Source organism: Bradyrhizobium manausense (genome assembly GCF_018130615.1).
In the GTDB taxonomy this organism is placed as follows: domain Bacteria; phylum Pseudomonadota; class Alphaproteobacteria; order Rhizobiales; family Xanthobacteraceae; genus Bradyrhizobium; species Bradyrhizobium manausense_A.
Window position 1 is genome coordinate 461,300 of the sequence record NZ_JAFCKB010000001.1, and the last position, 19,815, is coordinate 481,114.

The window sequence follows — 19,815 nt, forward strand, 5'->3', positions numbered from 1 at the left end:
GAACGGCCAGGTTCAACCTGGCCTTTCCAAGCAAGGGTGACGGGATCAATACATCTGCAGCGGCAGCACTTCGCCGGTCGGACCCACCATCAGGCCCCAGGCATCGCCTGCGACGAGCTCGATCGCTTCGTTGCGGGCCGGCCGGCCAGCGATTTTCAGCGCGTATTGATACTTGCCGGGCGGCAGATCGAGCATCGGCCCCTTCGGCGATTGAGGGCCACCGGCGCCGGCGGCGACCTTGATGGTCTGCTTGTTGATGGTGAGCACGGCTTCCTGGTTGCCCATATTGCCCAGCAGCAGCTTGGCCTGACCTGGCTTCGGCATGATGTCGGCCTTGGTCGCGGCATCCGGGTTCTTCTGCACGAGGTCGATCGACGTCTCGCCCCTGGTGCGGCCGAGCTTCAACATCGCCGGGCCCTGCGGGGAGGCGAAGGCGAGCTGCACGCGATCGGCGGTCGTCACCGCGCCGTCCGGCTTCTCCTGCCAACCGAGCTTTGTCAGCTCGCGGCGATAGAACGCGAGCACGTCGCTGAGCTCGGCGGGCACGTTGGCTTCGAGCTCGCGGCGGAACGGCACCTCGACGCCGGGCAGCTTTGCCGTGCCAAGCGAGGTCGAGCTGCGCTGCTTCGGCACGGGCAGCGCGGAGTCCGGGTCTGCTTCCAGCGGACCGGATGCTTTGGCCTGCACGCCAGCCGCATCGTTGCTCGCAGGGCCGCTCTTGGAGACAGGGTTAGCCGCGGCCATCTTGAGGCCCGAGCCATCCGCGCTGACATTCACCTTCGCGCCCATCTGCATCACGGTGAACGAGATCGACTTGCCGCCCTTGGCGAATTCCAGCACGGCCATGTTCGGCTGGTTGATGACCGACGGCTGCTCTTTCCAGCCCGCCTGCTTCAGCGATGAACGGTAGAACGTGGCGAGCGCCTTGACGCTGGAGGCGGCATTGAATTCGAGCCGGCCACCGGGGCCATCGAAATTCACCTCCTGCGCGGTCTCCGGCAGCGGCACCGGCGTGGTGCTGCCGGCCTGTGCCTGCAACGGCGCATCGGAGAGCGTGGCGGCCTGTACCTTGCGACGGGCCGCGTCTTCAGCGAGGACCTGTTTCGTCATCGCCTCCGCGTCCTTCATGAATTGCTCGTCAGCTTCCTTCTTCGCCTTGGCGCGGGCAGCAAGCGCCGACTCCTTCAGCTGCGCGATCATGCTGACCATGGTGAAATCGTATTTGCGGCCGAGCCGCAGCACGCCGGTTTCCTCGTTCGTGGAGACCTTGATCGCCACCTCGTCGCCGGGCGCGAGCGGCGCACTGCCATCCTCCTGCCAGCCACGCGCGGCGAGCTCGCGATGATAGAAGGCGAGCACGGCGGGCAGCTCGGCCATCACGGCGGCGGACATTTCGCGCTTGTTGGAGCTTGCGCCGCCGAGGCCCCTGGCTGACTTGGTCGAATTCGGTCGCGGCAGGCCGGCAAGATCGCTGTCGGCCTTGAGCTCTCCGGGCAAAGCGAAGGGCGCGACGCGGATGTCCACATTGGTGCGGCCGTCGTCGCGGCGCGTCAGCGTCAGCATGACCGGCTTCTGTCGGTAGAAGCCAGTCTCCTCGCTATCGGCGTGCGCGTAAAATGCGCGAAAGCCGTTGGGAACGGTCTCCTCCAGGCTGGTCGTCCAGCGCGTGGCGGTTTCCGGCGTGAGCTTTTGCCAGCCGATCGCAGCCATCTGGCTGGCGTAGAAATCCGACGTCGCATCGAGCGTGCCGGGCGCGATGCAGCCGAGATAGGGCCTGGTGCCATCGAACATGATGTCACTCGCGCCATCGGGGAACGGCACGTTCCCGTAGATCCGGTCGTACGAATAGTGGACCACGGGCTGGTCGGGTCGGCCCAGGGCCTGGGTGAGGAAGACCGAAAGGCCCTGCCGTCCCTTCTTGAAATTCAGTGTGGTGCTCTTCTCCTCCAGCGGTCGCACATAGGGCACCCAGCCATTGGCGCTCAGGAGCTTCTTCACCGCCGGTGCTGTTACGGCCTCCGGTGTCGGCATGCGATACTCGACGCCGCCGCCCTTTCCAAGCGAGGGGTCCTGCACCGCGCCTTCGAGCTGCGGCAGGCCGTGGACGTCGACGATGCCGTCGTCGGCGCGCGCGGGCAGCGAAACGCTTGCCATCAGCAGAAGGCCGCAGGCAAGCAGCCGCCAGCGTGCCGGGACCTGCGTCCCGCGCTCGATCATCGACATCTGAAAGACTCCCGGATTTCGCGTGGGTCCTGATCCCCGCGCAATTGCAGGCTGCGACACCGTCGGCGCGGCCTCAGACGACTAGTCGCGGCAGGAACCGGCAAGGTTCAACAGCGGTATCCCGAGGCGCCGCAGGCGGGGTCAGGAGGGGGCGGGGCTCAATAGAGCTGCAGCGGCGACCAGAGGTCACCCTCCGGACCGATCGTGACCTCCCAGGCATCGCCGGCCACCAGCTCGATCGTTGTGTTGCGGTCCGGGCCGCCGTCGATCTTCAACGCGTATGAATATTTGCCCGGCGGCATGTTGAATAGCGGCGCCTCGGGGCGTTCCTTGCCGGCGCGGGCGGGGAGCGTGATGGTGTGGTTGTCGACCGTGAGCACGGCTTCCTTGTCGCTGAGATTGGTGAGCATCAGCGCCGCGCGGCCGGGCCGGGGCATGACATGCGCCATGGTCGCGGCCTCGCGGTTTCGCTGCACCAGATTGACTGAGGTGCTCGAGTCCTTGCGGTCAAGCTCCAGCGCCGCCGGCCCCAGCGGGGTCGCGAAGGTGAGCCGGACGTGATCGGTGGCGATCACGGCGCCATCGTGCTGTTCCTGCCAGCCGAGCTTTCCGAGCTCGGTGCGGTAGAAGGCGAGGACGTCGCCGAGCTTTGCGGGAATGCGAGCCGTGAGCCTGGTCCGCAGCGGCGCCTCGATGCCGAGCATCTTGGTGGTGCCGATCTCGCGATAGCTGGTTCGGGTCGGTGCGGGCAGGGCGGCGTCGGGATCCGGCGCGAGGGCGGACGAAAACAGCGGCGCGAGATGCGGCACCCAGGCGCCGGCGCTTGCGGCAAGCGCGCAGCTTGCGATCAGAGCGAGGCCGCACACGAACAGCCGCCATCGTGCCGGGACTTTCGCCCCTTGCCTTACCGTCGTCATGGTCTCTCTCTCCAGGGATATCGCGCGTGTCGATCGCGCGATTGCAACGGCTGCGACACCGCCAGCGCGGCCTCACAGACCTAGTCGCGGCCCGAATAAGCGAGGTTCAACAAAGCCGGCTATCGCCGGGCGGAAACGCGTCCGCTCTCGACGTCAAACACTTCGCCGCCGGCGCCGATCTCGCTGAACGCGGCCGGGTCCGCGCCGGTCAGCCAGACCTGCGCGCCGAGCTTGCGCAGTTCGTCGAACAGCGCGGTGCGGCGGTTGGGGTCGAGATGGGCGACGACCTCGTCGAGCAAGAGCAGCGGCACGATGCCGGTCATCTCCGCGACCAGCGTCGCATGCGCCAGCACGAGGCCGATCAGCAGCGCCTTCTGCTCGCCGGTGGAGGCATCGCGCGCCGGCATGCTCTTCGGTGCATAGATCACCTGGAGATCGGTGAGATGCGGGCCGTCGGTGGTGCGGCCGGCAATCGCATCGCGCGGGCGGTTGTCGCGCAGGATCTGGCGATAGCGGTCCTCGACCGACGTCGCGGTTTCCTGCAGCAGCGCGTTCTCCATCCAGCCGTCGAGCGCGATCTGCGCCGACGGAAATGCGGAGGCTTGCGCGCGCGCGTTGAGCATGCCGGTGAGCCGCGCCGCGGTCTGGCCGCGCGTCGCGGCGACCGCGACGGCGAGCTCGGCGGTCTCGCGCTCGATCGCGTCACACCAATGGTCGTCGTAATTGCGCGTCTCGAGCAGACGGTTGCGCGAGCGCAGGGAACGTTCCAGCGCATTGATGCGGCTGGAATGCTCGCTGTCGATCGCGAGCACCAGGCGGTCGAAGAAGCGCCGCCGCTCGGAACCAGCGCCCATGAACAGCCCGTCCATCGCCGGCGTCAGCCACACCATGCGGATGTGATCGCCGAAGGCGGCCGCAGAATTGACGGGCTCGCGGTCGATGCGGCAGCGGCGGCTCGCGGAAGCGTCCGCGCGCGGCGGCTCGATGCCGGTGCCTAGCGTGGCGAGCCCCAGCGCGCCCTCGACCTGCGCTGACACCGCCCAGGACCCATCGCCCTGGTTGTCGGCGACGTCCTCCAGCGTGGCGCGCCGCAAGCCCCGGCCCGGCGACAGGAACGAGATCGCCTCGATGCAATTGGTCTTGCCCGCCCCGTTCGGCCCGACCAACGCCACCATGTCAGCCGCCGTCTCGAGCCCCGCCGCCCGATAGTTGCGAAAATGCGTCAGCGTCAGGCGATGAATGCGGGAGGGGGTCATGCTGTCTTTGTCATTGGCGCGCGTCAGCGGCGCCGCCCTTCGGACGGCTATGCCCGGCCATGACGGATGTAGTCAATGCTTGCGGAGGCCGGTAGCCCCTCACACCCGCATCGGCATCAGCACGTACAGCGCGCTCTTGTCGTCGCGGTCTTGCACCAGGGTCGGTGAGCCGGGGTCGGCGAGCTTCAGGGTGGCGACGTCGCCTTCGATCTGGGCGGCGATGTCGAGCAGGTAGCGGGAGTTGAAGCCGATATCGAGCGCGTCGGAGGCGTATTCGACCTCGATCTCTTCGGTGGCGCTGCCGGAATCCGGATTGGTGACCGACAGCACCAGCTTGCCCGGCGACAGCGACAGTTTGACCGCGCGGCCGCGCTCGCTCGAGATCGTCGAGACGCGGTCGACCGCGTTCTCGAAGTCCTTCTTGTCGACGACGAGTTCCTTGTCGTTGCCCTGCGGGATGACGCGGCCGTAATCGGGGAAGGTGCCGTCGATCAGCTTCGAGGTCAGCACCACGTTGCCGATGGTGAAGCGGATCTTGGCCTGCGACAGCTCGATCGTCATCTCGGCGTCGGTGTCCTCGATCAGGCGCTGCACCTCGCCGACGGTCTTGCGCGGCACGATCACGCCGGGCATGCCCTCGGCGCCCTTGGGCTGCACCAGGTCGAGCTGGGCGAGGCGGTGGCCGTCGGTGGCGACGCCGCGCAGGGTCGCGGCCTTCGCCGTGCCCGCGGCATGCAGATAGATGCCGTTGAGATAATAGCGCGTCTCCTCGGTGGAGATCGCGAACTGGGTGCGGTCGATCAGCCGCTTGACGTCCTTGGCGGCGAGATTGAACGCGTGCGACAGGTCGCCCGCGGCGAGATCCGGGAAATCGTTCTCCGGCAGGGTCTGCAGCGTGAAGCGCGAGCGGCCGGCGCGGATCGCCAGCACCGCGCGGTCGCCGTCGGCCTCCAGCACGATCTGGGACCCATCAGGCAGCTTGCGCACGATGTCGTAGAACATGTGCGCCGGCACGGTGGTCGAGCCCGCGGTCGCGGTTTCCGCAGGAAGCGTCTCCGTCACCTCGAGGTCGAGGTCGGTCGCCTTCAGCGACAATTTCGCGTTCTCGGCGCGGACCAGCACGTTGCCCAGGATCGGAATCGTGTTGCGACGCTCGACCACGCGGTGGACATGGCCCAGCGATTTCAGGAGTTGCGCGCGTTCGACCGTAACCTTCATTGCACTACTCGCCCGATCCCCAAAGATGGAAAAAGCCGGGCGGAGGACAGCGCGCCGCGGCACCGAAGACCCCGGCAGGCCGGGTCATCGAGCCGATATGACCAAAGCCGTCAGGGTCGCGCAAGGTGGCGCGGATAGCCCCGGGATTCAAGGGATCGGGAGCCAGTTCCCCACGATTTACCGCCAAAACGAACACCGCCGCCCAGGCATGGCCGGGGCGGCGGGAGAATGGCGGGAGGTCTAGGCGTTTATTCCTGAAGCTGGCGCTTCAGCGACTCCACTTCCTCCGACAGCGCATTGTCCTTGGACACCAGCGCCTCGATCTTGCGCACGGCGTGCAGCACGGTGGTGTGGTCGCGGCCACCGAAGCGGCGGCCGATTTCCGGCAGTGAGCGCAGGGTCAGCGTCTTGGCGAGATACATCGCCACCTGGCGCGGACGCACCACATTGGCGGTCCGGCGCGAGGACAAGAGGTCGGAGCGGCTGACATTATACTGCCGCGCCACCACGCGCTGGATGTCCTCGATCTTGATCCGCTTCGGCTCCTGCGGCCGGATCAGATCGCGCACCTCGTGCTCGGCCATCTCCAGCGTCACCGGCCGGTTGTTGAGCTTCGAATGCGCCAAGAGGCGGTTGATCGCGCCTTCGAGGTCACGGCCGTTATGGGTGATGGCGCGCGCCAGATAATGCAGCACCTCTTCCGGTACGTCGAAAGTCGCATGATGGGTGCGGGCCGCCGCGACGCGCGACTTGAGAATGCCGTGGCGCAGCTCCTCGCCGAGCGAGCCCATCTCGACCACGAGACCGCCGGCGAGGCGCGAGCGGACACGATCGTCCAGGCTTTCCAGGTCGGACGGCGGACGGTCGGCTGCGATCACGACCTGACGGCCGGCATCGATCAGCGCATTCAGCGTGTGACAGAACTCGGCCTGCGTCGACTTACCCTGCAGGAACTGGAGGTCGTCGATAACGAGCACGTCGATGCCGCGCAGCGCTTCCTTGAAGGCCAGCGCCGTCTGCGTCTTCAGCGCGGCGACGAAGCCGTACATGAATTTTTCTGCGGTCAGGTAGAGCACCTTGCGCTCGTTGCCGGAATTGCCGGCCCAGGTCACCGCCTGCAACAGATGCGTCTTGCCGAGGCCAACGCCGGCATGGATGTAGAGCGGGTTGAACATCACGGGGTCGCCGCGACGTCCTTCGGCGACCTGGCGCGCGGCGGCATGCGCCAGCGTGTTGGAACGGCCGATGACGAAGCTTGCAAAGGTCAGGCGCGGATCGAGCGGCGAGCCGCCGAGCGCGTCATGATTGGCGGAGACCGGCGCGGTCGCGGTCGAGCGCAGTTCCGGCACAGGCGCGCGGCGTGCTTCGACTGGCGCCGGCGCTTCCTTCGGCTGCACCACGGGGCGCACGGCGGAGCGGACGGTGAGGTCGATGCGATGCACTTCCGGCATCTCGGCCTGCCAGCACGACAGCACGCGCTCGGCATAATGGGCCTGGATCCAGCTCTTCAGGAACCGCGTCGGGACCGAGAGACGCACGCTCTCGTCCTGCACGCCTTCGAGATCCATGCGCGCAAACCAGCTCGTATAGACGTCCTCACCAACGTTCGTGCGCAGGCGATTCTTCACGCGTGACCAGCGATCCTGTTCCGATGTCGTCATCATTTGAAAACTTTTCTCGAGAGATAAGGTTGCGTGGCGGGCGCCATGCGGAGTTCCTCCGGGATCTCGGCCATGGCGCGACCTCAAGCGAGTCCATCGTCGGGCAAAGCGCGACCGTTCGGCGCAAGCGCTGCGGGTCAGATCAGCGATGTCGTAGATGGAGAGTTCGCGAGGTCAGCGCGTACTCGACGCGCCCTCACACGGAGGATGATCGCAGGACGGATTGGAAACGGCATCGTGGGACGATGAAACGTGTGTCAATACCGCGTTGAATCCGTAGGACATGATACCTCCCCGTCCTGCCGTGATCGCTCACGACAAGGTCCTGCGTAAAAGAACTCCCGCGCTATACTCAAGTCGCGGATGTCCTGCCCGTCTGTTCGTGTCGTCCGCTCGGCTTCGCCATCGCGCCTGTCGGGGCAGCCTCGAGATGTCTCTCATATCCGCTTGACGCGAACGGGGTCGCTAAGATCCCGCTTGGAGACATTCAGACAAAGAGCTACCATTCCCATATTGCTATGGGTTTGATCCGACAATCGCTTGTTGAAGCGTCGCCTACGTGCACACCGCCGCCGATTTGCACGCTCGCCTCGTTTCTTAAACCGCGCTGGTCTCAAGATCGTGGGCGCCGCGAACGACTTAAGGAATACACTAAGCGGAAAGACTCGCAACGAAATTGATTCACACTTGAGGCATCAAAAAACTTGACCAGCGTTAACGCCGCGCACGAGTTGTTCACAGGCTTGAGACCAAGTTTTTGGATTCGTGCACAGATTCGAAAATGCGGCGCATCATGTGACATTGACTCCCCCATCGCCAAAAAATTTTTACAAAATCGTCACGCACGCGACGCGCGGGCGAGTTTTCCAAATGCTTGTCGCCGCTATGTCGATAAGTGATTAGCGAGACATCGTTTTTTGAGTCTCGTTTCACAGGGTAACTCCACCGCGAAACGTGTTCCGGTGAAACTACGGTGTGCAGAACTATCGCGCGTGCGAATTCAACTTAGGCCCGCGCCGCAGGGGTTTTTCGCAGCGCAGTGAAAGTTGCCGCTGTTGCAAAAACAGCGGCAGGTAGAACTACGGACGCAGCATGGCGAAGACGGCGAGACTCTTCCGACGGAAGATCAGTCGTCCAAAGACCGCAAGCGGGAATTGTGACAGGCAACAAAAAGCCCGGCGTGAAAGCCGGGCTGTTTGACCTGCGCGATGTTCGCTTCAGCCGATCGAATGAAGATCGGATCGCACTGCGAACTTTACTTCACGAGTTCACTTGGCGAGCTTGGCGATCTGCGCGGTGAGGCGCGAGACTTTGCGGCTGGCGTTGTTCTTGTGAATGATGTTGCGCTGAGCGGCGCGCATCAGCGCGGGCTCGGCACTGGCCAGCGCCTTGACGGCGGCGGCGCGATCGCCGGTCGCGATGGCCTCTTCGACGTTACGCACGGCACCGCGCATCTGGGTGCGGCGCGACTTGTTGACGGCAGTGCGGCGGGCGATCTTGCGCGTCGCTTTCTTGGCGGAAGTGGTATTGGCCATGGTCTCAATGTCCTTTGCGGTACCGGTCGCGTCTTGGTCGGGTAGCGCCGGCTGCTTGACCGCGGAATCGACGCTCGGATTTAGGGTGTTCGGTGCAAGGCTGTCCCCGGAACATGAGCGATAGACCTTGCGGCTATCTCTGAGGCCCAAAAGAGCCTGCAACTGCTCAAAGAACAGCGGCGGCAGGATTGCGCCCGCCGCCAGTTGGCGCCCTTATAGAGGGGGTCTTTGGCACCGTCAACGCTTTCCAGGCCGGGAAAACAGGCCCTTGGGCGTTCCGAGGGGGCCGTAACGCCCTGATGAGGTTGAATTTCTACCGTCTCCCGGCTATTGGCTGGCGGCATTTCGACGGCGTTTGAAGGGGCGTCCGACCGGGCGACCATTTGGGGTGGGGCATGATCCGCGGCTTTTTCCGACTGATTGGCTTGCTGCTGCTGGCCGGCGGGTTCTTCTTCATGGTCTATGACGGCGCCCGCTGGGTGGCCGACCAGACCCTGCGGTTCACCCGGTTCGGCCAGTTCTGGAACGACATCAACCAGGCCAGCCAGTCCGCATTCCGGACCTGGGTCGAGGCCAAGGCGCCCTGGCTCTGGACCTCGGTGATCCGCCTGGTGCTGGACCAGCCGGTTTTCGCCGTCCTCGGCCTCCTCGGCATTTTCCTGATGATCCTGTTCCGCCCGCGCAAGCCGCTGATCGGCTATTCCCGGGATTGATCTCCAATTCCCGCCGGACTGAGCTCCGAGCGAGGGACGGCGTAACAAGACTGCCGCTCCCAGCGTAAAAACCTATATTCCCACTCGATCACGAGCACGCGCCGCCCGAGCATCTGGCTCAGGCGACGCACATCTCGTTTGCGGAGGTTCATCATGTTGTTCATGCGCAAGTCCACCGCATTGCCGAGCGCAGCCGACGCGCTGCCCGGCCGTGTGCAAGCCATTCCCACCGCGAGCATTCATTTCGTCAACGGCGCGAGATTGCAGCCGCCTTATCCCGCCGGCCTTGAGCAGGCGGTGTTCGGCCTTGGTTGCTTCTGGGGCGCCGAGCGCAAATTCTGGGAACTCGGCGACGGCATTTACACGACAGCTGTCGGCTATGCCGGCGGTCACACGCCGAACCCGACCTATGAAGAGACCTGTTCGGGGCGTACCGGCCATACCGAAGTGGTGCTGGTCGTGTTCGATCCGAAGAAGATCTCCTATGAGAGGCTGCTGAAGACGTTCTGGGAGAACCACAACCCGACGCAGGGCATGCGCCAGGGCAACGACGTCGGCACGCAATATCGGAGTGCGATCTACACCTACTCCGACGCGCAGAAGAAAGCCGCCGATGAGTCGAAGGCGCTCTATCAGAAGGCGCTCAACGCAAAAGGTCTCGGTGCGATCACCACCGAGATCGCGCCGGCCGGCCCGTTCTATTTCGCCGAGGACTACCATCAGCAATATCTGGCGAAGAACCCCGCCGGTTATTGCGGCCTCGGCGGCACCGGCGTGTCGTGTCCGATCGGTGTTGGTGTGAGCGCATAAGCGCTCAATGGTGCCACACCGGCGCTACACCTCTTCCGCTTGCGAGAGAGGTCGCGCTGCGCTCCTGGCGTGCAGCGCCGCCCCACATCGCCCCTCAACCCTTTATTAACCATAACGGGTGCAAGACTGGAGCTGTCTCGTTTTTAGGGATGGTCCGGTGCGAGTTCTGCGCGCGTTTCGATGGTCGATCTTGGCAGCGTCCGCCGCGCTGACCCTGGGCGGCTGCATGCAGACCGCTGGTCCCGTCGCGATGGTTCAGCCCCGTCCCGATCTCGACGCGATGGCCTATGGCCAGCCCTATAGCGCTCCGCCGGTCGTCGTTGCCAACAACGGCGGCGGTGCCATTGCCGCGCTCAGCAATTCCTTTGCCTCGGGTCCTGCACCCGTGCCGGTCGCCTATGCCGCGCCGGTGGTGGCCGCACCGGTTCGCTACGACTCTTCTTATCACCTCGATGCCGGCGACAAGCTGCGCGTCGTGGTCTATGGCCAGGAAGGTCTCACCAACAGCTACGCCATCGATGCCGGCGGCTCCATCACCATGCCGCTGATCGGGGCGGTGCCGGCGCGCGGCCGCACCACGGCGGGACTTGCCGGCGAGATCGCAGCGCGCCTGCGCAACGGCTACATCCGCGAGCCGTCGGTCGCCGTCGAGATCGAGTCCTACCGCCCGTTCTTCATTCTCGGTGAAGTCGCCGCCCCCGGCCAATATCCCTACGTGCCGAACATGACAGTCGAAAGCGCGGTCGCGATCGCCGGCGGCTTTTCACCGCGTGCCAAGCGCGACGTGGTCACCGTCACCCACACCGAAGGCGGCGGCGCCATGCGCGCCGTCGTGCCGCTCGGCACACCCGTCAGCCCCGGCGACACCGTGTTCGTCGGCGAGCGCTGGTTTTGACCAAGTACAACGTACTTCGTCATTCCGGGATGGTGCGCTAGCACCAGACCCGGAATCTCGAGGTTCTCTGGTGCGCAATTGCGCACCAGAGTTCGCAGCTCGCGCGCCCCGGAATGACTGCGGAGCTTCATCGCCTGAAATCCAGCCGCCCGTTCGGAAAGCATCCGTCGATGCGCGCGGCATCGACCACGAGTCCGATCCACGGCCGCATGATCGCGGGATTGGTCAGGTTGATGTATTTCCCGACCAGGCGATTGCCGTCCTCGCGCGCAGCATCGATCAGTCCGTGTCGGCGGCCCTCATCCCAATCGAACCGCAGATAGATCCGACCAGCCATGACGCGGACTTCCGCGCGGCCTTGCTTCCATGCCTCCAGCGTATCGCCGGCGATGGTCGGATCGGCGCCACCGTTCCAGCGGCTCGCCCACGCGCCTTCGAGCGGGTCGGAGGGAGCGGGAATGGACGCCCAATGCGCGGCATTGCCGTCGGCCGCGCCCCCGGCGAGCGTCGCCGTCGCGGCGTATTCCGTCACGCCGTGATCGGTCGGCTCGGGAACATCGATGGTGCCGAATGGATTGCGGATGATGCGGGCCATGGTTTCCTGCATGAGTACTTCTCCGTGGAAAATAACTCGATTCAGTCAGCCTTATCGCCACGGCCCGCGATGCGCCCACCCGATTTCCCTGCCAGCCTACGCCGGCGCCACCGCTCACGCCTTCAGGTGAGTTTGCGCGAAGCTCGCCGCCTCTTCGATCGAAGCCATGCCCTCATCGAGCATCGGCGCGAACAGCTGCCAGGAATGGCACATACCGTCCCAAACCTTGAGCTCCGCCGTACATCCCGCGTTGCGCAGCCTGTCGGCGATCCGGATGCTGTCGTCGCGCAGCAGTTCCCAGGAGCCGACGTGAATGAGGGTTGGAGGCAGTTTCGACAGGTCGTCGTCGAACGGCGTCACCAGCGACGACTTCGGATCGCCCTTGCCAATATAGACATTCGTGAACAGCGACATCAGTTGCGGCGTCAGCAAGGGCGCGTCGCTGATCGTTCGATACGACTCGCTCTGGCCCGTGAAATCGAGCGCCGGCGACATCAGGATCAATGCGCCAGGTGCGGGCCGTCCGGCGTCTCGCGCCCGGACCGCGGCGGCGAGCGCAAGGTTGCCGCCTGCGGAATCGCCGCTCAGAGCGATGGCGGATGCCGGATAGCCGCGATCGAGCGCCCATTCGTAGACTGCGAACGCATCGTCGTGCGCGAAAGGCGCAGGATTTTCCGGCGCAAGCCGATAGTCGGCGGCAAGAACCGGAACGCCCGAGAGCCGCGCAAGATTTGCCGCGATCACGCGATGCGAACGCGACGAGCCGAAGAAGAAACCGCCGCCGTGGAAATAGATGATCAGGCGCTTGTCGTCCGCGCCGCTAAAGCGGATCAGGTCGCCTCCCGCCGGACCTGCCGGAACCCGCTCAACCATGATTCCTTCGGGGATCGGCGTCGGGGCATTGATGGCTTCGAACCACGCTCGCATCTCCGGCGGGCCGGCATTCTCCGGCGGTGGGAATTGGGCGCTGATTTCAAGGATAGCTGCGAGCTGCTGCTTGGACACGTTCACTCCTTTGTGGCGAACCGACCGCCGGTCGCGCCGGCCCGGATTCGTCGCGTATCGTGATGCGACCGATCTGTTGCTGCGCCGGCCCCGCGTGCGGAAACGGCGACGCCGCTCAGTTCATCCGCACGATCGGCTTGATGGCCTCGCCGGTTTCCGAGGCGTGGATCGCCTTGTTGATCTCGTCGAGCGCGTAGAACTTCACGAGCTTGTCGAAGGGGAAGCGCCCCTGCCGGTAGAGGTCGATCAGCATCGGAATGAAGGTGTCCGGGTTGGACTCGCCTTCGACGATGCCGATGAGGCGGCGTCCGCCACTCATGAAGTGAGTCTCGTTGAGGACGATTTCGGCATCCGGTCCCGATGCTCCCAGGATGCCACAGGCACCGCGCGGACCGAGGCTCTCCACAGCGCTGCGGATCACCGTGGGCACGCCGGTGGTGTCGAGCGCGAAATTGAGCCCGCTGCCGGTGATGCGCATGATCTCCTCGACCGGATTGACCGTGGTCGGATCGATCGTGTGGGTGGCGCCAAGCGCCCTGGCGATGCTAAGCCGGGACGGCTTGGTGTCGACGGCGATGATCTTGGTTGCGCCGACGACGACGGCGGCCATCAGGGCAGACAGACCCACCGAGCCCGCGCCGAACACGGCAAAGGACTTTCCAGGTAACACTCTCAGGGCATTCAGGACGGCGCCGGCCCCGGTCTGCACGCCGCAGGCGAGCGGGCCCAGCAGGTCGAGCGGCACGTCGCTTGGCACCTTCACGACATTCGCCTCGTGGCACAGCGCATGGGTTGCGAATGACGACTGGCCGAAGAAGTTGCCGTTGATACGCTCACCGTCCGCAGAGAGGCCGCTGGTGCCGTCGACCCGGGCGGCGAAGAAGTTGCGTGGGAAGAATTCGTGGCAATAGGTCGTCGCGTGGTCGCGGCAGCTCGGGCAGGCTCCGCAGGAGTTGAACGTCATCACCACGTGATCGCCCGGCTTCACTTTGCTGATGGCGGCCCCGACGGCTTCGACGATGCCGGCTCCTTCATGGCCGAGCACGACCGGCAGGGGCGTCGGCAGCATTCCGTCGCGCACGACGAGATCGGTGTGGCAGACGCCGGTCGCGGCCACCTTCACGAGGATTTCGTCGGCGCGCGGGGTTTCGATCTCGATGGTTTCGAGGCTGAGCGGCGCACCCTTTTCGCGGGCGATTGCGGCACGAATTTTCATGGTGGGATCTCCGGTCGGGAATGAAAGTTGCTGCAACAGAATTGGAAGTCGTGGGCGCGTCCGGCGCAGCGCGCCGGGCGCAGGTAGGAAGCTCAGAACGGGTACGGCGTCGCTTGCGGTTTCTCGGAGGTCCACACCCACTGCGTGAACTCTTCCCAGATCGCGGGGCCGCTGACGCGGCTGCCATTGCCGGAGCGGCCGCGGCCGCCGAACGGCGCGAACGGGCCGCCATTCACCGTCTGGTCGTTGATGTGGAGCTGGCCGACATTCAACCGCTCCCCGACAGCGCGGGCGCGCGCGACCGAGCCCGAAATGACGCCGGCGGCGAGGCCATATTCGGAGAGATTGGCTAGCGCGACCGCATCGTCGTCCGTCGCGAAGCTGACCATGCAGGCGACTGGTCCGAAAATCTCCTCTTCGAAGGCGAGCATGCCGGGCTTCACGTCGGCGAGCACAGTCGCCTGGTAGTAGCGGCCGTCATGGCTGCCGCCGGCGAGTAGCCGTGCGCCCTTGGCCACTGCATCGTCCACGATGGATTGAATCTTCTCGACTTGCGCATCGCTGATGATCGGTCCGAGCGCGACGCGCCCGGATGAGGGGTCTCCGGCAGGCAGATGACGCGCCTTTTCAGCAATCCGGTTCGCCAGGCCTTCGGCGACGTTCTTCTGCGCCAGCACGAGGCCGGTCGACATGCAGATCTGACCCTGGTGCAGGAAGGCGCCCCAGGCGGCGTTGGACGCCGCGATGTCGAGATCGGCATCGTCGAGCACGATCAGCGAATTCTTGCCGCCGAGCTCGAGTTGGACCTTCTTGAGATGGCGACCGGCGACTTCGCCGACCTTGCTGCCGCCCGCTGCCGAACCGGTGAAGGAGATCATCGCGATGTTGGGATCGGCGCACATCGCTTCACCTGCCACAGCGCCGCCTGGCACGACCTGGAGCACGCCAGCAGGCAGGCCGGCTTCCTCGAAGATTCGCGCGATGATGATGCCGCCCGACACGGCCGTGCGCGGATCGGGCTTGTGAACGACCGCATTGCCTACCGCGAGCGCCGCGGCGACGGCGCGGATCGAAAGCACCAGCGGGAAGTTGAACGGCGAGATTACGCCGACCACGCCATGCGGCACGCGCTTGGCTGTGTTGGAGCGGCCCGGCTCCATCGAGGGCAGCAGGATCCCGTTGGGCTCGAGAGCGATGGCAGCGGCATGACGCACGAAGCCCGCGCCATGCTCGATCTCGATCGCGGCCTTCGGCTGGATCGAGCCGCTCTCGCGCATGATCCAGCCGATCAATTCTTCGCCGTTTCGTTCGAGCAGGTCAGCCGCCTTGTTGAGGATTGCGGTGCGTTCCTGCGGGAGCTTCTCCGCCCAGGTCGGCTGGGCAAGACGCGCCGCGCGTGCGGCCCTCGCAATATCAGTCGCATCGCCGATGCCTACGGAGCCCAGCACTGCGCGCGTCGCGGGATCGCTCACGTCGGTAACGCCGCCGCCGGTCGCGCACCACTCGCCGAGGAACGCCTTACCGTGCCAACGTTCGACGGCAATGAAGTTGTGAGCCTGTGTGTTCATCAAATTTCCTCCCGTGGCCGCGTTGTGCGGCTGTCGTTGACGCATCGGCGGCATGACGCCGGCGGAGCAGGGAGGAAAACGAGACGCAAAGGCGCACAGTCGGTGGACAGGCATGGATCTGCCCGCCGTGGCCTTGCATGCCAGCCCTCTTGTATCGTTGTCCTTCCCTTCGTGCGGGGGCATTAGCAAGCCGGATGCCAGGGCCCCTCGATGCTTTTGATCTGGCTCTCGGCGCAGGATAAATAGTGTAATAAAATCAATGCGATATTGGTTACGAAAAGCCCCGTCTGGGGCCGCTTGGTTTCTTGGTCGGGCGTTTCCATCTTTCTCAAATGATGAAATGGGCTTAAAGGTCGATTTCATCATTTGAGAAAATAGAGGGGCCGTGTCGGACCCAGACGCTCTGATTTCATTGGCCGAGGCGTCGCGCCGGGCCGCCCGGATTCTGAGCCGGGGCGCGAGCAGCGAGGTCAGGACCGGCGCACCGCCGACCTTCGACGACCTCGCTGAATCCCTCCACTTTGCGCTCGGCGACGGCCGCATCTGGCTCAACGACCAGCGCATGGTCTTGATGCAGTCCCAGGTGCTCGGACGATTGCGTGCCGAGATCATCGACGCCTTCGGCGTCGAAGCCGCCAAGGCGATCTTCATGCGGGTCGGTTACATGCAGGGCGCGCGCGACGCGGCGTTGATTCAGAAGCGCTTTCCCAACGAAGATCTCACCCACGCGCTCGCCGCCGGCCCTCGCGTCCACACGCTGGAAGGGTTCGTCAAAGTCACGACGCGTCATTTCGAGTTCGACCGCGACAAGGGGACCTATTTCGGCGAGTTCTACTGGGATGATTCGTCCGAAGCCGCCGAGCACCTGGCAAGCTACGGCCCCGCCACCGAGCCAGTCTGCTGGCTGCAGATCGGCTATCCCTCCGGCTACACCACAAAACTGTTCGGCAAGCCGGTGATCTTTCGGGAGGTCGAGTGCGCCGGCATGGGCGCCTCGCGCTGCGTGGTGATCGGGCAACATGCGGACGCCTGGGGCGACGATGCGCCGGAGCGGCAATATTTCGGCCTGGAGTGGAAGAGCCGACCGGTCCGCGCCGCGGGCGGAAGTGCCGTTGCCAAAGGCGAGCCGTCCGCCACTATCGAGGCGAGAGGCGACGTTGCGGTCGGCGTTTCGGCTGCGTTCGTGCGCACGCGGCGCCAATTGGAGCGTGTCGCCGCAACCGATGCGACGGTGCTTTTCGTCGGTGAATCCGGCGTCGGCAAGGAGCTGTTCTCGAGCCAACTGCACGCGATGAGTCGGCGCCCTGAAGGGCCCTTCGTCGCGATCAACTGTGCGGCGATTCCCGAGCAGCTTGTGGAGTCCGAATTGTTCGGTGTCGAGAAGGGGGCCTATACCGGCGCGATTGCGTCACGCGCAGGCTACTTCGAGCGTGCCGCGGGAGGTACGCTCTTTCTCGATGAAATTGCGTCGCTGACCTATTCGGCGCAAGGAAAGGTGCTGCGGGCGCTGCAAGAGCGCAAGATCGAACGGGTCGGAGGATCGAAGACAATCTCGCTTGACGTCAGGGTGGTCGCCGCCTCCAACGTCGATCTGAGCGCGGAAGTTGCCGCCGGGCGATTCCGGCAGGATCTGTATTTCAGGCTCTGCGTGTTCCCGATCGCGATCCCACCGCTGCGCGAACGTCGAGATGACATCCCGCTCCTGATGGCGCATTTTCTGGGCGTCTATTCGGCGCGCCATGGGCGTCGCTTGACCGGTTTCAGCGGCCGCGCCACCGACGCGCTGCTGAAATACGACTATCCGGGCAACATCAGGGAATTGCAGAATCTGATCGAGCGCGGGGTCGTTTACGCCGAGGATGGCGGAGTGATCGACGTTGCTCATCTCTTCAGCAGTTCCGAACTGCTGCCGCCGTTCTCGATCCAGCTCACGAGTGACGGACGGCTCGGACGTGTGCCTCTTCATCAGGACGGGCCGCCGCAGCACGGGACGCCCGACACTCCGCAATTCCAGGGCAATGAATCGTTTGCGGAAGTCGAGCGTGCCATCTATGAAACGGCACTGACGCATGCGGGCGGCAATGTTTCGGCCGCGGCGCGTGCGCTGAAGATCAGCCGGGCTCAGCTCGACTATCGGCTGCGAAGGCTGGGCCTGCGCAGCTAGCCGGTCCGGAACGGCGTCTGCGACGTCACGTCAAATGCTTCGCAAAGAACGCCATGCTACGCGGCCAGGCGATATCGGAACTCGCCTTGTCGTAGCTTTGCCGCTCGTCGCAATGGAAGCCGTGCTGGGCGCCGGGATAGATGAAGACCTCGACATCGGGCCGCTTCGCCTTGACGCTCTCGACATCGGTGAGAGGAATGCCGGCATCCTTCTCACCGAAATGCAGTTGCGTCGGCACCTTCGGCTTCTCATCCGCAAAGCGCACGACGGCGCCGCCATAATAGCCGATGGCGGCTTTCAGGCCGGCGAGCCGCGTCGCCGCGACAAAGGCGATGCTGCCGCCGAGACAGAAGCCGATGATGCCGACCGGGCCGGCGCTTCTGACCGCGTCGATCGCGGCCTGCGTGTCGCGCAGCATCGCATTCCAATCGGGGCTGGCGACGAACTTGCGCGCTTCCGCGATCTCGTCGGGCGTATAGCCCGACTGGAAGTTCGGCGTGGTGCGATCGAAGATCGACGGTGCGATCGCGACATAGCCTTCGCCCGCGAGCCGGTCGCAGACCGAGCGGATGTGATGATTGACGCCAAAAATCTCCTGGATCACCACCACCGCGCCTTTCGGCGTGCCCGAGGGGTCGGCGCGATAGGCGCCGAGCTGGAAATTGTCCGACGCCGTCAGTTGGATGTCTTGTCCCACGCGGGTTGTCCTTCTTGGTTGTTCGTTGATTGAGAATTCTGCTCGTTCCGCAAACTCGTCATGCCCGGGCATGACGATGGGGCAACTTCAACGCAAAACCGCGGATACGATTTCTCTGAGACACGAAGAGCAGCGATCACTCCCACATCCAGTTCTCGCCGTAATCCTCCTTCCATCCCGCCAGCCGTCCGTGACGGAATTGCAGGAACAGGCGGTGACGGTAGGGCACCAATCCACTGCCGCCGATGTCGCGAAGGGCGAGATAGATCTCGTTGCCGGGGCGGCCCCGGACATATTGCAGGGGTTGTCCGAGTGCGTGCGCGGTCTGATCCGCATCCATCCCGAACGCCAGAGGCGTGTTGTTCGACAAGGTCTCGACGAAGGGCCGGCGCAGCGGCACCGTGCCGAAGGGCTCGGCCTGCACGGACGCCGCCATGGAGAGAAGCGCTGCGCCCGCAGCCAAGATTGCCCGCTTCATTTTCGTGATCCTCGTCTCGTCGTCTATTCCGGCAAGTTCTTCAGGAAAGGCACCACGGCGTCAACAAAAGCCTTGGGCTGGTCGATGTTGACGGCATGTCCGGCGGCGGGGATCACGACCTTTTGTGCGCCGGGGATCTTTGCCGCCATGTAGTCGGACGCCGCCAGGAACGGTGTGTCGTCGGCGCCGACCACGATCAGGCTGGGCACCTTGATGCCGGGCAGCAGCTCCATCACCGCGGCATCGCGCTGGGTCATCATGCCGCGCGCGGCGAGCGCCAATCCCCTGGCGTTGCGATGGCTGGCGGTGGCGCGCTCGCGCGTGGCCGCCTTCAGCACGTCGAGACCTTCGCGATCGAGCTTGTCGGCGGTGGCGAGCGCCCGCGCATTCCAGGCCTCGCGCGCATCGTCCTTCCTGAAGCCCGGACCGGTGTCGATGATCAGCAGCGCGCGCGTGCGTGTTGGATGGGTGCGATAGAACGCGAGCGACATGTAGCCGCCGAGCGACAACCCGCCGATGATGGCGCGCCTGGCGCCGACCGCATCGAGGATCGCCGCCATGTCGCCGACGGTGAGCGCCTCGCTATAGGCCTTGGGGTCGTCGGGATAATCGGACTGCCCGTGCCCGCGCATGTCCCACAAGATCAGTCGGTGGTCGCGCGCCAGCGCATCGATCTGGCCGTGCCACATCGCTGAGGTCGAGGAATAGCCATGGGTGAGCAGCAGCGGCGGCCCGTCGCCGTGAATCTCGTAATAGATGCCGACGCCGTCCCGATCGATCTTTGGCATTGTCTCCGCCTCTTTCTTTTCTTCTCGCGGCAACACCGGTGCACCCTCTCCCGCAAGGGGGGAAGGGAAGCCCGAG

17 protein-coding genes are annotated in these 19,815 nt (G+C 64.8%); 4 read left to right on the forward strand and 13 right to left on the reverse strand.

Annotation, left to right across the window (positions count from 1 at the left end):
- Positions 1 to 45: 45 nt before the first annotated feature.
- The 6 genes from JQ587_RS02210 to rpsT form a co-directional block, all read right to left on the reverse strand.
- On the reverse strand, positions 46 to 2,223 hold the full coding sequence (locus JQ587_RS02210; protein WP_212424278.1) for a hypothetical protein: 2,178 nt from the start codon (positions 2,221 to 2,223) through the stop codon (positions 46 to 48).
- Positions 2,224 to 2,381: 158 nt separating this feature from the next.
- On the reverse strand, positions 2,382 to 3,140 hold the full coding sequence (locus tag JQ587_RS02215) for a hypothetical protein (RefSeq protein ID WP_212424279.1): 759 nt from the start codon (positions 3,138 to 3,140) through the stop codon (positions 2,382 to 2,384).
- Between the two features lie 119 nt (positions 3,141 to 3,259).
- Positions 3,260 to 4,396: a DNA replication/repair protein RecF gene (gene recF, locus JQ587_RS02220; protein ID WP_212424280.1), complete on the reverse strand. Its 1,137-nt coding sequence runs from the start codon at positions 4,394 to 4,396 to the stop codon at positions 3,260 to 3,262.
- 99 nt (positions 4,397 to 4,495) lie between these two features.
- Positions 4,496 to 5,614, reverse strand: a complete 1,119-nt coding sequence (gene dnaN / locus JQ587_RS02225; RefSeq protein ID WP_212302072.1) for a DNA polymerase III subunit beta — start codon at positions 5,612 to 5,614, stop codon at positions 4,496 to 4,498.
- Positions 5,615 to 5,862: 248 nt separating this feature from the next.
- Positions 5,863 to 7,275 (reverse strand): chromosomal replication initiator protein DnaA, encoded by a 1,413-nt coding sequence (gene dnaA, locus JQ587_RS02230; RefSeq protein WP_249154158.1) that lies wholly within the window; start codon positions 7,273 to 7,275, stop codon positions 5,863 to 5,865.
- Positions 7,276 to 8,543: 1,268 nt separating this feature from the next.
- On the reverse strand, positions 8,544 to 8,810 hold the full coding sequence (gene rpsT / locus JQ587_RS02235; RefSeq protein WP_212302074.1) for a 30S ribosomal protein S20: 267 nt from the start codon (positions 8,808 to 8,810) through the stop codon (positions 8,544 to 8,546).
- A gap of 395 nt (positions 8,811 to 9,205) precedes the next feature.
- On the opposite strand from rpsT, the gene JQ587_RS02240 reads away from it, so the two are divergent.
- The 3 genes from JQ587_RS02240 (at position 9,206) to JQ587_RS02250 (ending at position 11,228) form a co-directional block, all read left to right on the forward strand.
- Positions 9,206 to 9,523 (forward strand): hypothetical protein, encoded by a 318-nt coding sequence (locus tag JQ587_RS02240; protein ID WP_212302075.1) that lies wholly within the window; start codon positions 9,206 to 9,208, stop codon positions 9,521 to 9,523.
- A gap of 153 nt (positions 9,524 to 9,676) precedes the next feature.
- Positions 9,677 to 10,333 carry a peptide-methionine (S)-S-oxide reductase MsrA gene (msrA, locus tag JQ587_RS02245; RefSeq protein ID WP_212424282.1) on the forward strand — a complete coding sequence of 219 codons (657 nt, stop codon included), beginning with the start codon at positions 9,677 to 9,679 and terminating at the stop codon, positions 10,331 to 10,333.
- Positions 10,334 to 10,490: 157 nt separating this feature from the next.
- Positions 10,491 to 11,228 (forward strand): polysaccharide biosynthesis/export family protein, encoded by a 738-nt coding sequence (locus JQ587_RS02250; RefSeq protein ID WP_349629459.1) that lies wholly within the window; start codon positions 10,491 to 10,493, stop codon positions 11,226 to 11,228.
- Between the two features lie 127 nt (positions 11,229 to 11,355).
- Here the strand turns inward: JQ587_RS02250 and JQ587_RS02255 are convergent, their stop codons facing one another.
- From JQ587_RS02255 to JQ587_RS02270, 4 genes are all read right to left on the reverse strand, one after another.
- Positions 11,356 to 11,835 (reverse strand): hypothetical protein, encoded by a 480-nt coding sequence (locus tag JQ587_RS02255; protein ID WP_212424283.1) that lies wholly within the window; start codon positions 11,833 to 11,835, stop codon positions 11,356 to 11,358.
- A gap of 102 nt (positions 11,836 to 11,937) precedes the next feature.
- On the reverse strand, positions 11,938 to 12,828 hold the full coding sequence (locus tag JQ587_RS02260; RefSeq protein WP_212302078.1) for an alpha/beta hydrolase fold domain-containing protein: 891 nt from the start codon (positions 12,826 to 12,828) through the stop codon (positions 11,938 to 11,940).
- Between the two features lie 115 nt (positions 12,829 to 12,943).
- On the reverse strand, positions 12,944 to 14,044 hold the full coding sequence (locus JQ587_RS02265) for an NAD(P)-dependent alcohol dehydrogenase (protein WP_212424284.1): 1,101 nt from the start codon (positions 14,042 to 14,044) through the stop codon (positions 12,944 to 12,946).
- Between the two features lie 92 nt (positions 14,045 to 14,136).
- Positions 14,137 to 15,612, reverse strand: a complete 1,476-nt coding sequence (locus tag JQ587_RS02270; RefSeq protein ID WP_212424285.1) for a benzaldehyde dehydrogenase — start codon at positions 15,610 to 15,612, stop codon at positions 14,137 to 14,139.
- A gap of 385 nt (positions 15,613 to 15,997) precedes the next feature.
- Between JQ587_RS02270 and JQ587_RS02275 the strand changes: the two genes are divergently transcribed.
- Entirely contained in the window at positions 15,998 to 17,776 is a 1,779-nt protein-coding gene (locus JQ587_RS02275; RefSeq protein ID WP_212424286.1) for a sigma 54-interacting transcriptional regulator, read from the forward strand.
- A 25-nt stretch (positions 17,777 to 17,801) separates the two neighbouring features.
- On the opposite strand, the gene JQ587_RS02280 is transcribed toward JQ587_RS02275, so the two are convergent.
- From JQ587_RS02280 to JQ587_RS02290, 3 genes are all read right to left on the reverse strand, one after another.
- On the reverse strand, positions 17,802 to 18,473 hold the full coding sequence (locus JQ587_RS02280; protein ID WP_212424287.1) for a dienelactone hydrolase family protein: 672 nt from the start codon (positions 18,471 to 18,473) through the stop codon (positions 17,802 to 17,804).
- A 136-nt stretch (positions 18,474 to 18,609) separates the two neighbouring features.
- A complete protein-coding gene (locus JQ587_RS02285) occupies positions 18,610 to 18,951 on the reverse strand; it encodes a hypothetical protein (RefSeq protein ID WP_212302083.1) in 342 nt (113 codons plus the stop codon).
- 23 nt (positions 18,952 to 18,974) lie between these two features.
- Positions 18,975 to 19,739 carry an alpha/beta fold hydrolase gene (locus tag JQ587_RS02290; protein WP_212424288.1) on the reverse strand — a complete coding sequence of 255 codons (765 nt, stop codon included), beginning with the start codon at positions 19,737 to 19,739 and terminating at the stop codon, positions 18,975 to 18,977.
- Positions 19,740 to 19,815: the final 76 nt, after the last annotated feature.